This window comes from Sutcliffiella horikoshii (assembly GCF_020524325.1).
Lineage (GTDB): Bacteria > Bacillota > Bacilli > Bacillales > Bacillaceae_I > Sutcliffiella_A > Sutcliffiella_A horikoshii_D.
In genome coordinates, this window is sequence record NZ_JAIVKY010000008.1 from 317885 (window position 1) to 332442 (window position 14558).

Annotated in this window: 13 protein-coding genes and 1 other annotated feature; of the genes, 11 read left to right on the top strand and 2 right to left on the bottom strand. The window is 38.0% G+C overall.

Annotated features, from left to right (window positions below; all coding sequences use genetic code 11):
* Nucleotides 1-138: 138 nt before the first annotated feature.
* The 8 genes from LC091_RS14245 to LC091_RS14280 all read left to right on the top strand — a co-directional run bounded on the left by LC091_RS14245 (nucleotide 139) and on the right by LC091_RS14280 (nucleotide 8507).
* Nucleotides 139-921 carry a DUF2268 domain-containing protein gene (locus LC091_RS14245; RefSeq protein ID WP_226682677.1) on the top strand — a complete coding sequence of 261 codons (783 nt, stop codon included), beginning with the start codon at nucleotides 139-141 and terminating at the stop codon, nucleotides 919-921.
* Between the two features lie 430 nt (nucleotides 922-1351).
* On the top strand, nucleotides 1352-2332 hold the full coding sequence (locus LC091_RS14250; RefSeq protein ID WP_226682678.1) for an ABC transporter ATP-binding protein: 981 nt from the start codon (nucleotides 1352-1354) through the stop codon (nucleotides 2330-2332).
* Complete coding sequence (locus tag LC091_RS14255) at nucleotides 2332-3354, top strand: ABC transporter ATP-binding protein (RefSeq protein WP_226682679.1); 1023 nt, start codon at nucleotides 2332-2334, stop codon at nucleotides 3352-3354. The genes LC091_RS14250 and LC091_RS14255 overlap by 1 nt, the downstream gene beginning before the upstream one ends.
* 109 nt (nucleotides 3355-3463) lie before the next feature.
* Entirely contained in the window at nucleotides 3464-5155 is a 1692-nt protein-coding gene (locus tag LC091_RS14260) for a peptide-binding protein (RefSeq protein WP_226682680.1), read from the top strand.
* A gap of 240 nt (nucleotides 5156-5395) precedes the next feature.
* A complete protein-coding gene (locus tag LC091_RS14265; RefSeq protein WP_226682681.1) occupies nucleotides 5396-6346 on the top strand; it encodes an ABC transporter permease in 951 nt (316 codons plus the stop codon).
* A 14-nt stretch (nucleotides 6347-6360) separates the two neighbouring features.
* Nucleotides 6361-7272, top strand: coding sequence for an oligopeptide ABC transporter permease (gene opp4C, locus LC091_RS14270; protein ID WP_226682682.1), 912 nt, complete (start codon nucleotides 6361-6363; stop codon nucleotides 7270-7272).
* A gap of 159 nt (nucleotides 7273-7431) precedes the next feature.
* The gene (locus tag LC091_RS14275) at nucleotides 7432-7659 is read left to right on the top strand and encodes a hypothetical protein (RefSeq protein ID WP_226682683.1); all 228 of its coding nucleotides are present in this window, start codon (nucleotides 7432-7434) and stop codon (nucleotides 7657-7659) included.
* A 98-nt stretch (nucleotides 7660-7757) separates the two neighbouring features.
* Complete coding sequence (locus LC091_RS14280; protein ID WP_226682684.1) at nucleotides 7758-8507, top strand: YjbA family protein; 750 nt, start codon at nucleotides 7758-7760, stop codon at nucleotides 8505-8507.
* A gap of 65 nt (nucleotides 8508-8572) precedes the next feature.
* Here LC091_RS14280 and trpS read toward each other — a convergent pair whose 3' ends face one another.
* Together trpS and LC091_RS20570 are read right to left on the bottom strand one after the other, a co-directional pair.
* Entirely contained in the window at nucleotides 8573-9562 is a 990-nt protein-coding gene (gene trpS, locus LC091_RS14285) for a tryptophan--tRNA ligase (protein ID WP_226682685.1), read from the bottom strand.
* 234 nt (nucleotides 9563-9796) lie between these two features.
* Nucleotides 9797-10012 (bottom strand) — a binding site (T-box leader).
* A 42-nt stretch (nucleotides 10013-10054) separates the two neighbouring features.
* Nucleotides 10055-10432: a DUF3899 domain-containing protein gene (locus LC091_RS20570; protein WP_226682686.1), complete on the bottom strand. Its 378-nt coding sequence runs from the start codon at nucleotides 10430-10432 to the stop codon at nucleotides 10055-10057.
* Nucleotides 10433-10775: 343 nt separating this feature from the next.
* Between LC091_RS20570 and LC091_RS14295 the strand changes: the two genes are divergently transcribed.
* From LC091_RS14295 to opp3C, 3 genes are all read left to right on the top strand, one after another.
* Nucleotides 10776-12464 carry a peptide ABC transporter substrate-binding protein gene (locus LC091_RS14295; RefSeq protein ID WP_226682687.1) on the top strand — a complete coding sequence of 563 codons (1689 nt, stop codon included), beginning with the start codon at nucleotides 10776-10778 and terminating at the stop codon, nucleotides 12462-12464.
* Nucleotides 12465-12614: 150 nt separating this feature from the next.
* A complete protein-coding gene (gene opp3b, locus LC091_RS14300; RefSeq protein ID WP_226682688.1) occupies nucleotides 12615-13544 on the top strand; it encodes an oligopeptide ABC transporter permease in 930 nt (309 codons plus the stop codon).
* Nucleotides 13544-14554, top strand: a complete 1011-nt coding sequence (gene opp3C, locus LC091_RS14305; protein WP_226682689.1) for an oligopeptide ABC transporter permease — start codon at nucleotides 13544-13546, stop codon at nucleotides 14552-14554. The genes opp3b and opp3C overlap by 1 nt, the downstream gene beginning before the upstream one ends.
* Nucleotides 14555-14558: the final 4 nt, after the last annotated feature.

The following is a 14558-nucleotide window of genomic DNA, read 5'->3' on the forward strand; positions in this document are numbered from 1 at the left end:
TTCATAAAAGGTATGAAGACAGTTCCGAGCAATGAAATTGGCTGAAAGTGTCTTCATCGCTCACCTTCTTATCATCTCACCAATCCCCCCTCTTCATCATACAATGACATCAAAAAGCAAAGAAAAGGGCTGTAGAACATGAGTATTATTCATACGGATAGATGGTTGGAAGAGGACTATCACCAGCCATTGAACATTTCCAAGAAATTGCTGAAGTACTTTGAGGACGTAACTGCAGCGGAACTTTACGATTACCTGATTATGCACGGAATGTACCGACCTGTAAGGGATGGAAAAGGAACTGTTGAAAAACTGAAGACTTTGGATTGCTGGAATATTGTATTAGCAGAATGGAAAAGGTTAAAGAAACTTTGGAATGGACCAGATATCCCGATTTTCATCTTTCCTTCTGACAAATATAATAATCAAATGAAAAGGGATTTCAAAGGAAAAGCGGGGGTAGCATTCAAAGATAAACTGTTTTTATTTCTACCGGAGGATATAGAAGTGAATGAAATGAAGGCATTGTTGACTCATGAATATAACCATATTTGTGTCCTCGCTAAAAACAACAGAAAAGATGATCAATATACGCTTTTAGATTCTGTACTAATTGAAGGGCTGGCAGAAAGTGCAGTGAAAAGCTTAGTTGGAAAGGAATTTACCTCCAGCTGGACTTCTTACTACACGAATAAAGAACTTGAAACCTTCTTAAACAAATATATAATCCCCAATAAAGATGTGAAAAAGAGCGAGAAGGATCATATGAAACTATTGTATGGCAAAGGATTTTATCCCAAAATGCTTGGTTATTGTGTGGGATATTACCTTATTCAAAAAATATTAAGAGAGGAGAAAATTACCTACCGAGCGTTAATGTCAAAAAGCCTTTCAGAGATAACAAAGCTATCATTTGAATAATTCTTTAAGGAATAGGAGAAAAATAACAAAAAACAAAAAATCTAGCAAAAAAGGCTAGTTTTTTTGTTTTTTTTTGTATATAATCAGTTTTTGTAGAAGATTGCTACAAGTTTTAATTAAAAAAATTTTTAGTTAATTTTTAAAATAAGCTTGAACTTGTAACGGAATTGTAATAATATACAAACAGACGATAATTATTTTCCGATAATTTAGTTTTTACAGTTAATTTCATGTAAATAGACTGAAGATTTCGTAATAAACGGCATGGAAAATCTATAATGGCAATCTTTTAATAGATTAATAGCTAGTAGTTTTGTAAATTTGTAATATTAAGATTAAGAATTAGTTAAATTTTTCTAAGTTCTATATATTACATATTTAGACATCGTACAGACCATGCATCGAAAGAAAAAAGGATGGTGAAGGCTAAATGTCAGCTTTATTGGAAGTGAGAAACCTAAAAACTCACTTTTTTAGAAAAAAGCAAGCTATTCCAGCTGTAGATGGTGTAGATATCTCCATTAAAAAAGGAGAAACTGTAGCACTCGTTGGAGAATCAGGATCTGGTAAATCTATTACTTCCCTATCTATTATGGGTCTTGTTCCTAGCCCTGGAGGGAAAATTGTTGATGGAGAAATTCTATTCGACGGACAGGATCTTGTGAAACTGACAGAAAACCAATTATGTAAAGTTCGTGGAAATGACATCTCAATGATTTTTCAGGAACCGATGACATCATTGAATCCGGTACTAACAATCGGTGAGCAAATTACCGAAGTATTAATTCTTCATCAAAAAATGTCAAAAACAGCAGCAATGAAAAAAGCGATTGAAATGCTAGAAGTTGTAGGATTTTCAAGAGCAGCTGAAATTGTCAATGACTATCCGCACCGTCTTTCAGGTGGTATGAGACAAAGGGTAATGATCGCGATGGCGATGAGCTGTAATCCGAAATTATTAATTGCGGATGAGCCAACGACAGCGCTGGATGTTACCATTCAAGCTCAAATACTAGATTTAATGAAAGACCTTAGCCATAAATTTGACACTTCCATCTTGTTAATAACTCATGACTTAGGGGTTGTATCAGAAGTTGCTGATAGAGTTGTAGTTATGTATTGTGGTCAAGTGGTAGAAGAGGCTTCAGTTGACGATTTGTTCGAAGAGCCTTTGCACCCATATACAAATGGTTTGATGGGGTCCATTCCTGATATTGAAGGAGATATTTCTCGCCTTCAATCTATCGAAGGTAACGTACCGCCACCAACCAATTTACCACAGGGCTGTCGTTTTGCCCCGCGCTGTCCAAAAGCATTCGATCGTTGTTACAGCGAAGTTCCTGAACTTCTTCAGCGAAGCGGGAATCGATCCGTTCGATGCTTCTTATATGAAGGCGAGGAGGCGAAATAATGACTGCAACCGAGATTAAATCAGAAAAGATTTTAACGGAAACAAGTTCTGATAATATCCTTGAGGTTAGAGGGTTAAAAAAATATTTCCCAATTAAAGCAGGCTTATTACAAAGGCATGTAGGGGATGTAAAAGCGGTTGATGACCTAAACTTTTACATTAAAAAAGGCGAAACATTAGGACTTGTTGGTGAATCTGGATGTGGAAAATCCACAACTGGGAGAACCATCATCCGACTATATGAACCTACAGAAGGAAACATCATATTCAAGGGAAGAGATATTGCGACCATGAGTGAAAGCGAACTTAGAAAAACAGTTCGTAAAGACATTCAAATGGTATTCCAAGACCCATTCGCAACGCTTAACCCGAGAAAGACATTAAGATCAATCCTTAAAGAACCATATAACACGCATAACTTGTTCACCAAAAAAGAGCGAGAAGAAAAAGTGCAAGAGTTACTTGCTAAAGTAGGATTGGATCCAAGTTTTATCAACCGTTACCCGCATGAGTTTTCCGGTGGGCAACGTCAACGTATTGGGATCGCCAGAGCACTTGCGTTAAATCCAGAATTGATTATTGCAGATGAAGCAGTATCTGCACTGGACGTATCAATACAAGCCCAAATCATCAACCTTATGCAAGATCTTCAGAAAGAAATGGGACTCTCTTACATCTTCATCTCACATGATTTAAGTGTAGTTCGTCATATTAGTGACAGGGTCGGCGTAATGTATTTAGGGCGGATGATGGAACTAGCTAGTAAAGAAGATTTATATAGTGAACCACTTCATCCTTATACTCAAGCGTTATTATCTGCTGTACCTTCCACTCGCCGTAAAGGGCAGGTGAAAAGAGAGCGTATCGTTCTAAAGGGTGAATTGCCAAGTCCGGCTAACCCGCCAACTGGTTGTGTATTCCATACACGTTGCCCAGCAGCAATGGACGTTTGTAAGCAGATTGTTCCTCAATTCAAAGAGGTTAAACCAGATCATTTTGTTGCTTGTCACCTATACGAATAGGTGGCAAGTACATAAAATATATACCCTTTGAAAGGGGGAGATAATCAAACAGTTAACTTTCTTTACCTTTCATTTTCAGAACATTAAAAAACATTTAGGGGGAGTAAACGTGAAACAAAAATCATTACTACTTATCGTTTTAACGTTAGTTCTGTCCTTGTTCCTTGCTGCTTGTAGCGGATCGAACAATGCAGGTACAAATACTAACAACACAAACAATGCACCGGCTGGGGAAAACAACGAAGAGCCAGCTGAAGAAGAAGAAGAAGCTACGAATGAACCCGTACAAGGTGGAGACCTAGTTATCGGTTCTACTGGTAGCCCGACAATGTTCAACCCGCTTTACTCTGCAGATACTGCAAGTTCTGCAATCGAAGGTTTCATTTTTGACGGATTATTAACAAGCGACACTTCTTTTGAAACTCAATTGAACATGGCTGAAAGCTGGGATGTTTCTGAAGACGACCTAGTTCACACACTAAAAATTAAAGACGGCATCAAGTTCCACGATGGTGAAGCTTTAACTGCTGATGACGTTGTCTTCACTCTTAGCATTCCTTTAAACGAAGACTATGATGGTCCTCGTGCAGGTTACTTCGAGAAAATCGAATCAGTTGAAAAAGTGGACGACTTAACTGTAAAAGTAACTCTTAACGCTGTAGATCCAACAATCCACATCGCATTAGGTTACCCTATCCTTCCTGAGCACATTTTAGGTGAAGTTCCAGTTGCTGAGCTTGGTGAGTACACTGAGTTCAACACGAAAAACCCAATCGGAGCAGGTCCATTCAAATTCGAAACTTGGGAAGATGGACAATTTGTTAAGGTTGTAGCAAATGATGACTACTGGAATGGTCGTCCATACTTAGATTCTTTAACTTACCGTATTATTCCTGATGCAGATGCATTAATGACTGCATTAGCTGCTGGTGATATTCATTACTACACAGTTCCTGCGTCTGACATTGCAACAGTTAAAGAGTGGGAAGCTAATGGTCAATTAAAAGTAGAATCTGGTTTAGCATTATCTTACACTTACCTAGGATATAACCTACGTAACCCATTATTCGAAGATAAAAAAGTACGTCAAGCTTTAACACACGCTCTTGATCGTGAACTAATCGTTGAGTCTGTAATGAATGGTGACGGTGAAGTTGCTGACGTTCCTGAGTCTCCACTTAGCTGGGCTTATGACGAAGATGTACCTCGCTTTGAGTATGATGTAGAAAAAGCAAAAGCAATGCTTGAAGAAGCTGGATGGACTCCAGGTGCTGACGGAACTCTTGAAAAAGACGGTCAGAAATTTGAGTTCACTTTAAAAACGAACCAAGGTAACAAAGTTCGTGAAGATATCGCTGTAGTAGTTCAAGAGCAGTTCGCTGAGCTTGGAATCAAAGTTACTCCAGATATCATGGAATGGTCTGCATTCTTGGCTGACATCGACCCTCCAAAATGGAACTTCGATGCTATCATCCTTGGATGGGCATTATCTACAGATCCAGATCCAAGTGGAATCTTCCACTCTAAAGAAATCGAAGAAGGTTTGAACTTCGTTGGATGGTCTAACCCAGAAGCTGATAAGCTAATGGATGAAGCTAACCTAACAATGGATCGCGACGAGCGTGCAGCTAAGATCCAAGAAATCAACAGAATCATTGCTGAAGAGCAACCATATACTTTCTTGTACTATCCAAATGCACACCATGCAATGCCTACTAATCTAGAAGGCACAGAATTCCATGCAAGAGATGAATTCTACAAAATCAACGAGTGGTGGTTAAACCCGAACACTGAGAACTAATTTAACCTCCGTAAAAGGTAGAAAGAGAGGGAGGGGAATTTCCCTTCCTTCTTTTTTAATGAAATGAACTACTTTGATGCTATTTCCACGGAACGGAAATATACAGTTTGAATCAATCAAACTTGTATTTCTTTAAATTTGACCACTTTACTGTACAACGTCGCAAAATGTACAGTATTAAAATAAAAAACACGTTTACTTCTACCTTCCTAAAGTAAAGACAGAAAAGGAGAATCAGCTATGATCTCATATATCATCCGCCGTTCTTTAATGGCGATTCCCCTATTATTCGGTATTACAGTATTATCCTTTGCCATTATCCAAATGGCACCAGGTGGTCCTACCTCTTTAATGATGGATCCGAATATTAGTAAAGAAGATATGAAGAAATTTGAAGAGCGCTATGGGCTAAATGATCCTATTCATGAACAGTATTTCAAATGGGTAACAAATATGGCGCAAGGCGATTTCGGTGAATCACTAATTCGTCGTGGAGTTCCGGTTAGTGAAATGATTATGAATCGTCTACCGAATACTTTATTGTTAATGATAGTTTCTACTATACTAGCAGTAATTGTGGCAATTCCTTTTGGAGTTATCTCCGCTAGAAAGCAATACAGTTTAACTGATTATACGGTTACAGTTACGTCCTTCCTAGGACTTGCAACACCTAACTTCTGGATTGGGTTAGTACTTATCATGGTTTTCGCTGTCCAATTACAATGGCTTCCAACTGGTGGGGTAGCTACCTTGAATGCTGAATTCAGTATCATTGATAGAATACAGCACTTAATATTGCCAGCATTCGTTCTAGCAACTGCCGATATGGCTGGTCTAACCAGATACACACGTTCTAGTATGCTTGAAGTGTTAAAGCAAGATTATATGCGTACAGCTAGAGCAAAAGGTTTAAAGGAAAATAAAGTAACATATAAACACGGTTTACGTAACGGGTTAATTCCTGTAATTACAATCTTTGGTTTAATGCTACCCGGTTTCATTGGGGGATCGGTTATTGTTGAAAAGATTTTTGCTTGGCCTGGTATTGGATTGTTGTTCTTTGACTCCGCATTCCAGCGGGACTATCCAGTAATCATGGCACTAACAGTGATCTCAGCGGTCTTTGTAGTTATCGGAAACTTGGTTGCCGATATTCTATATGCAATTTTTGACCCGAGAATTGAGTACTAGAAGGGGGAACATCGATGCAAACTCAACCATCAACTCAACCAACTAACCAATCGTTAAACCCCAATATTAAGAAAAAACCAGATACTTTATTGAAAATTACGATTAGTAAATTCATGAAAAATAAATTAGCTGTCATTGGAGCTGTTTTACTTTTCATCATCATTTCTTTAGCAATACTTGCACCACTTATTGCTCAGTTTGAACCTCAGAAGCAGAGCTTATTGAACAAATTGCAAACTCCAGGTGGAGAACATTGGCTTGGGACGGACAGATATGGTCGTGATGTATTTGCGCGTATCTTGTTTGGTGCAAGAGTATCACTTCTAGTTGGATTTGCGTCAGTAGCAGGGTCCATTACAATTGGAACAGTTATTGGTGCGGTTGCCGGTTATTTCGGCGGGAAAATTGATGCCGTTCTAATGCGTATCGTAGACGTTATCATTTCCATTCCAACTATTTTCTTGCTAATCACATTAGTTACAATCTTCCAACCAGGTGTGGACAAGCTAATCTTAATTTTCGCTTTGACTGGATGGACATTTACAGCACGTCTTGTGCGTGGAGAGTTCTTATCCCTTCGTACACGTGAATTCGTTCTTGCTTCTAAAACAATTGGAACAAGAAGCCATACAATCATCTTCTCTCATATCCTTCCAAATGCGATGGGTCCAATCATCGTATCTGCAACATTAGGTGTAGGGGGAGTTATCTTGGCAGAATCCGCATTAAGTTACTTAGGTTTAGGGATTCAACCACCGACACCAAGTTGGGGGAACATGCTGCAAGATGCGCAAAACTTTACTATCATGTTAAAACACTGGTGGTATCCGCTATTCCCTGGATTAATGATTTTAATAACAGTGTTAAGCTTCAACTTTGTTGGAGATGGATTACGTGATGCACTTGATCCAAAGACACTTGACTAGAAAAGCTGAGAGCCAATCTCGGCTTTTCTTTTTGCCTATTTTTAACGTAACTTGTCATTATTTTATTGTCATATCATAAAATGATAATAATATTAGATAGATTGGACAAGGAGACATTAATATGCTCATAAATAGGAAATATTCTGTGAGAGATGGCTAATGGTCAGGGGAATACTTTTTGTCACTGGATTTGGCAGCTCTGTTGCTGGAGGAATTAGTACAATTGCCTACTTGAATCTTTTCGCAACAGGATTAAGTATGATGGAATTTATATTTTTTCTGTTTACAAGGCCTGAATGCTATCTATTACCTATCGGTTTGATTCTTGTTACCATCAGCATCTATTTATCTGGCAACCCAAATCCGTCTTTTCGAGACAAAGAATAGACTTATGAAAATTTATTGGGTATTTTGGAATAATTATGCACTTCACTGTTCATACTGTTGGATAAATAAAAGAGTAGATGTGAAGTGAGGGGTATGATATGTTGTATCTTCATGACGTATGGGTAAATTGGTTTGAAGGAGAAGAAAACGGTTATAATGTTTGTCATTTTCATGAGTGGAGGAAGGACGATAGTGTAGAATTATTGGACCAAGTTCCACTATTGAAAGTAGAATCTGTTTTGTTTCACTATATTGAAAACGACCTTCAAGAGCTGCCTTCATCTTTACTGGAAGATATTTTTCAAAAAAGCTATATTCGCAAAAACCATGAAAGAATTCAACTGGACTACTGCTTTGTTGTTACAGATGGAAAAGGAATATTAGCTGTAGATACGATTGGTTACAATATTCCAATCCGCAAAAGTAGACTAATTCCAAGGCAAGAACAGTTAGTATATGATATGGTGGAAAACCATGATTATGAAAAGTATTCTTTCTCGCCAACTAGCAAATCGCAAAAAGATTATCATATTTTATCCCCATCACCAGAAATCATGAACGGTTTGACTAGAAAAGAAAGACAGTTGAAGCAACTTCTTTTCATGGCTTTGGATCAATTAAAGTCAACTTGTAATGTTGCTGAAATTAGATATTGGTATACAGAATGGAACCCTATTCATTATCGGGAAATTCAGTCGATGAGTTTTGAGGAAGTTTGGTCACAGTTACTTGAGGAAACAAGAGAAGGGTGGTCTGAAAAACATCAGACTTTTTGTGAGCATTTGGTAAAAGGTCAACCGTTTTTTGAGAAGTTGTGGGAATTGGAGCAGCACCCTAAAGTTAATTAAGTGTCGAATATTTCCGAGGAAAGAAAAAAGCTGTCAGAGATTTGTTCTGACAGCTTTTTTCGTGATTAACGACGTTTACGGCCTAAGCCCATTGCGTTTTCAATTTTTTTAAGTGTCTTCATTGCTACGCGGTTTGCTCGTTCGGCACCCTCATCAAGGATGGCATCAAGTTTGTCAGAATCAATAAGTTCATTATACTTCGTTTGGATAGGTTCAAGGGCCTCCACTACTACATGGGCTAGATCGCCTTTGAAGTCCCCGTATCCTTTTCCTTCGTATTCAACTTCCAATTCTTCAATCGTTTTATTGGCCAAGATGGAATAGATAGAAAGAAGATTGGAAACTCCAGGTTTGTTTTCTTTGTCGTAACGAACAATTCCTTCAGAATCTGTTACTGCACTTTTAATTTTTTTCTCCAGTTGTTTTGGTGTATCCAATAAGGAGATAAAGGATTTTAGGTTTGGATCAGATTTACTCATTTTCTTTGTAGGTTCTGTTAAAGACATAATTCTCGCGCCGACTTTTGCGATTTTGACTTCTGGAACAGTCAATATATCTCGGTACTTTTTATTAAAACGTTCTGCAAGATCTCTTGTCAATTCGAGATGTTGTTTTTGATCTTCACCAACAGGAACAACGTCTGTGTTGTATAGAAGAATATCAGCAGCCATCAATGGTGGATAGGTAAGCAATCCCGCAGTTACGGCTTCTTTTCCTGTAGATTTATCTTTAAATTGCGTCATTCTTTCCAATTCTCCGATATACGCAACGCATTGCATCATCCAGCCAAGTTGAGCGTGTGCAGGTACTTCTGATTGAATGAAAAGTGTAGCTTTTTCTGGGTCAAGTCCGATCGCAAGATAAAGAGCAGCAAGCTTTCGTATGTTTTTGCGAAGTTCTTGCGGATCCTGCTGAACTGTTATTGCGTGTTGGTCTACGATACAAAAATAACTGTTGTAATCGTTTTGTAGTTCTACAAACTGCTTCATTGCTCCAATGTAGTTACCAAGCGTCACATTCCCACTCGGTTGAATTCCTGAGAAAATTGTTTTCATTTTTTATTCTCCTCTTTTATTATTTTGTGCTTTGATGACCTCCTGGTAGTTTTCCGTTCCAGGTGTTCGCTTTCCTAGGGGCGGTGCTTGAGCCTCCTCACTTCGTTGCGGGGTCTCAATCTACCGCTATCTCCCTCAGGAGTCTCACACCTTGCACGCCAAACTACCAGGTGGGACCTGAAATAGTATGAAATTACATTTGATGAATACACAAAAAAGCCCATTCATCCCTGAAAAAGGGACGAATGGACCGTGGTACCACCCTTATTATTTCACACAAAAAATGTAGAAATCACTTAACCTTGTAACGTAAGGATACGTCACAGCCTACTATTTTGTTCAGCCGTGAAGCTCAGAAGTCCATTCCTAAACGTTAGCTGTTTGTTCCCACCGACCACAAACTCTCTAAAAACTAAGCTGTTTAGTACTAATCTTCATCATTGCTTTTATTAAATAAATATTCTCTAATTATAACCATTTCAATGGAAAATATCAACTATTGTAATACATAAATAACGAAATAAACATACAAAGGAACAACAACAAGGAAGCTGCAAATATATGTTGTATGGAAACTGGTTGTAAAAGTTCCGATGGCGGTCTCATTTCATTTCTAATATCCTGTTCTAACTCTTTATCAGGCTGTGAAGATGCAAAAATTCTTCTAAAACTATATGTAATCCCGTCAAAAAAACCTTTTTGGATCACTAGTGTGAATAAAGAAATAAAAATAAAAAAACTTGAAATGGTAAAGGATGTATTAATGAAGGTCAGCAAATTAATTTCTCCATAATATATCCAACTTGTTCCGACTGTTGTTAAAAGTAAAACTAAGAAAAAAATGAGTGAAGATTTAAAGGAAATATTCATGCTTCCTCCTACTAAGAAGTTTAATGTTAGTCATCTAAATTGTATTGTAATGAAATGAATAGAATAAGACAAATTTAAAGAAACTATAAAAGGAATTACTTGTGAAAACAAAAAGACGAATTGATGTAATATTTGTAACGATTTTGCAATATAAGGAAAGTTTACGACGGAAAGTTTATAGGTCTTTAGAACTATCTTTGTAATGATTATGCTTGAAATATCAGTATTTTGTAAAATTGACGTTAAATTTATGAATGCACAATGTTTAGAAAACTTGTATAATAAAAATCGTTACCTCGAAACACAACAATTTTCGACACAATTTTCTTGGGGGGTTAAGTAAATGAAAAAGTCAAAATATTTACTTCTTTTAGCGCTTACACTTGTACTTAGTGCTTTCTTAGCTGCATGTGGCGGCGGAAACTCAGCGCAAAACAATGGAGGACAAGGGGATACTCCACCAGCAGGTGAAGGAGAACCAACAGGTCCACAGGTACTTAACGTGGTTGATTCTGCAGAGATTCCTACAATGGATTCAGTTCAAGGTACCGATGCAGTAGCATTCAACGTAATGAACAACGTTTTTGAAGGTCTTTACAGACTTGGAGAAAATGATGAAGTAGTAGAAGGTGTTGCGAAAAGTCATGAAGTATCCGAAGACGGTCTTACTTATACTTTCACTTTACGTGAAGATTCCGTTTGGTCCAATGGCGAACCGGTAACAGCAAACGATTTCGTTTACGCTTGGCAGCGTGCTGTAGACCCGAACACTGGATCTGAGTATGGTCCTTATATGATGAATGGAAAAATTAAAAATGCTACACAAGTTTCTGCAGGTGAATTACCACTTGAAGAGCTTGGGGTAAAAGCACTTGATGATTATACTCTTGAGGTAACACTTGAGCAACCAGTTGCTTATTTCGAATCTTTAATGACATTCCCAACGTTCTTCCCACAAAACCAAAAGTTCTTGGAAGAACAAGGTGACAAATATGCATTAGAAGCCGACACTCTTATCTACAACGGTCCATTTACTTTAGATAGCTGGGAGCATGAAGTAGGCTGGACAATGAAGAAAAATGCTGACTATTGGGATGCTGAAACTGTAAAACTTGATGAAGTTAATGTTAAAGTTGTAAAAGAGGTTTCTACTGGTGTTAACTTATACACTGCACAACAAATTGATATTTCTCCTGGTTTAACATCTGACTTTGTAACTCAATACAAAGAAGATCCAGACTTGATTTCTTATCTTGAGCCAACTATTTTCTGGTTTAAATTTAACCAAACAAAGAACGAAGCTTTAGCGAATGTTAACATCCGTAAAGCAATTTCTATGGGCTTCAATAAGCAAGACATGGCTGATTATGTATTAAACAACGGTTCTATTCCAGCAAACTATTCTGTACCAGTTGAATTTGTTCAACACCCAGAAACGGGAGAAGACTTCCGTGAAAAGAATGGCGACATTAATGCATTTGATGCAGAAAAAGCTAAAGAGCATTGGGAAAAGGGTCTAGAAGAATTAGGAACAGACGCTATTACAATTGAAATCCTTGGTGGAGACACTGAAACAGCAAAAACTATGCAAGAATATCTTCAAAATCAATTGCAAGAAAATCTTCCTGGTTTAACAATCAAGTTGAAAGAAGTACCATTTGCTCAACGTCTAGACCTAGATGCAGCTATGGATTATGACATGCAACTAGCTGGATGGGGTCCTGACTATCTTGATGCGATCTCTTTCTCTAATCTTTGGATTACAGATGGTGGAAACAACAAGATGGGTTACTCCAACGAACAGTACGATAAGTTGTTGAACGACGTAATGACTACGTATGCAAACGATCCAGTAAAACGTTTTGAAGCGATGCAAGAAGCAGAAAGAATTCTTCTTGAAGAAGACGCTGCGATTGCTCCAATCTACCAACGCGGTACGACAAGATTGTGGAAACCATACGTACAAAACGTTTACCGTCACAACTTTGGTCCTGACTTCAGCTACAAATGGGCTTACATTAGCGGTAAATAATATTATACTGATATAAAAATAATTCTTTTAAAATAGAGAGAAAGAGAGTATATTTGAAATATATACTCTCTTTTTCCCTGTAAGGAAATTGTCGAATTATAGGGAAAATTATAAACAATTCGACGTATTATTTTTCTAGGAGGTGCCTCAATGACAAAATATTTGTTGCAACGTATCTTATATATGTTTATCACCTTATTCTTAATTGCCTCATTTACCTTCTTCTTAATGAAGATGATGCCAGGTTCCCCATTTACGATGCAAGACAAACTGTCAGAAGCACAAAAAGCAATTTTAAATGCAAAATATGGTCTTGATGATCCAGTGCCTGTTCAATATTTAAAATATCTAGGAAGCCTAGTTCAAGGAGACCTTGGTATATCATTTCAATACGATAACAGAAGTGTTACCAGTTTGATCATGCAGCGTATCGGTCCATCAGCTCAACTTGGTTTCCAAGCTATGTTCTTCGGGACAATTATTGGGATCTTCTTAGGTGTCATTGCCGCTTTAAGACAAAACACATGGGTGGACTATGGTTCCACAATTATGGCCGTACTTGGTAAATCAATTCCGTCCTTTGTATTTGCAGGATTATTACAATATTGGATCGGTGTGAAACTTGGCTGGTTCCCAGTTGCGTTCTGGTCAGGATGGGAGTTTACAGTATTGCCAACTATTGCACTAGCAATGTTCCCAATTGCTATCGCTGCACGTTTTATGCGTACAGAAATGATTGAAGTATTAGGTTCAGATTATATTACTTTGGCGCGAGCAAAGGGTGCTTCCAATTTTGATATCGCAGTGAAGCATGCTCTAAGAAATGCATTAATTCCAGTAGTAACGGTTCTTGGACCGTTGGCTGTAAGTTTGATGACAGGAACACTTGTAATTGAGAAAATCTTCTCTATCCCAGGCCTTGGAGAACAGTTTGTGCGTTCCATTACACTAAACGACTATCCAGTAATTATGGGAACGACATTGTTCTTTGCGGCTTTATTCATTGTCATCGTTCTTGTAGTTGATATTCTTTATGGAATTATCGACCCGCGTATTCGCTTGGCAGGAGGTAAGAAATAATGAATAACAACAATTTTGATAAACTGCCAAAGGAATTATTCCAACCGGCGGAGCAAGACCCTAGTAAAAGTGAAAAAATAGCGAAACCAAGTTTGACCTATTGGCAAACTGCTTGGTTGCGCATTAAGAAAAATAAAGCTGCTATAGCTGGAGCTGTTATTTTAATCGTCATAGCTTTCCTTGCAATCTTTGGACCATTTATGAACAATCACGGTTTCAACACCCAGGATGTAACACAGGGGAATCTACCACCTAAAGTTCCAGGCATTGAAAACCTTGGTATCTTGGATGGAACAAGAAATGGAGTAGACGTTTACGAGCAACGTGGAATAGAGGAATACTATTGGTTCGGTACCGACAGTCTTGGACGTGACTTATGGACTCGTGTATGGACAGGTACACGTATATCTCTATACATTGCCTTATTAGCAGCATTTATCGATATGGTAATTGGTGTAGCATATGGTGGTATTTCGGGCTTTTACGGTGGACGTACAGATAACATCATGCAACGTATCATCGAAGTATTAGTTGGTATTCCAAACTTAGTTATCGTTATTCTAATGATTCTCGTTCTTGAACCGGGGATTATAGCGATTACCATAGCTTTAACCATAACCGGTTGGGTTGGAATGGCCAGGGTTGTCCGGGGGCAAGTACTTAAGCTCAAGAGCCAGGAATATGTTCTCGCATCCAAAACTCTCGGTTCAACCAATAACCGAATCATAACGAAACACTTACTACCGAACGTGGTGGGAGTAGTCATCATTAATACAATGTTCACGATTCCAAGTGCTATTTTCTTCGAGGCATTCTTAAGTTTTATTGGATTAGGCTTGAAGCCTCCTATGGCATCACTTGGTACGTTAATAGACGATGGATTTAAATCATTGCAAATCTTTCCGCACATCATGGTATTCCCTGCAATTATCATCAGTTTATTGATGATTGCCTTCAACCTTGTTGCGGATGGGTTCCGTGATGCATTAGATCCGAAAATGAAAGACTAGTTAT

What these genes read in the sequence shown, in the direction of transcription:
- LC091_RS14275 (WP_226682683.1), top strand. Translation starts at nt 7,432, where the DNA reads ATGGTCAGGGGAATACTTTTTGTCACTGGATTTGGCAGCTCTGTTGCT.
- opp3b (WP_226682688.1), top strand. Translation starts at nt 12,615, where the DNA reads ATGACAAAATATTTGTTGCAACGTATCTTATATATGTTTATCACCTTA.
- LC091_RS14250 (WP_226682678.1), top strand. Translation starts at nt 1,352, where the DNA reads ATGTCAGCTTTATTGGAAGTGAGAAACCTAAAAACTCACTTTTTTAGA.
- opp3C (WP_226682689.1), top strand. Translation starts at nt 13,544, where the DNA reads ATGAATAACAACAATTTTGATAAACTGCCAAAGGAATTATTCCAACCG.
- LC091_RS14295 (WP_226682687.1), top strand. Translation starts at nt 10,776, where the DNA reads ATGAAAAAGTCAAAATATTTACTTCTTTTAGCGCTTACACTTGTACTT.
- LC091_RS20570 (WP_226682686.1), bottom strand. Translation starts at nt 10,432, where the DNA reads ATGAATATTTCCTTTAAATCTTCACTCATTTTTTTCTTAGTTTTACTT.
- LC091_RS14280 (WP_226682684.1), top strand. Translation starts at nt 7,758, where the DNA reads ATGTTGTATCTTCATGACGTATGGGTAAATTGGTTTGAAGGAGAAGAA.
- LC091_RS14255 (WP_226682679.1), top strand. Translation starts at nt 2,332, where the DNA reads ATGACTGCAACCGAGATTAAATCAGAAAAGATTTTAACGGAAACAAGT.
- opp4C (WP_226682682.1), top strand. Translation starts at nt 6,361, where the DNA reads ATGCAAACTCAACCATCAACTCAACCAACTAACCAATCGTTAAACCCC.
- LC091_RS14265 (WP_226682681.1), top strand. Translation starts at nt 5,396, where the DNA reads ATGATCTCATATATCATCCGCCGTTCTTTAATGGCGATTCCCCTATTA.
- trpS (WP_226682685.1), bottom strand. Translation starts at nt 9,562, where the DNA reads ATGAAAACAATTTTCTCAGGAATTCAACCGAGTGGGAATGTGACGCTT.
- LC091_RS14245 (WP_226682677.1), top strand. Translation starts at nt 139, where the DNA reads ATGAGTATTATTCATACGGATAGATGGTTGGAAGAGGACTATCACCAG.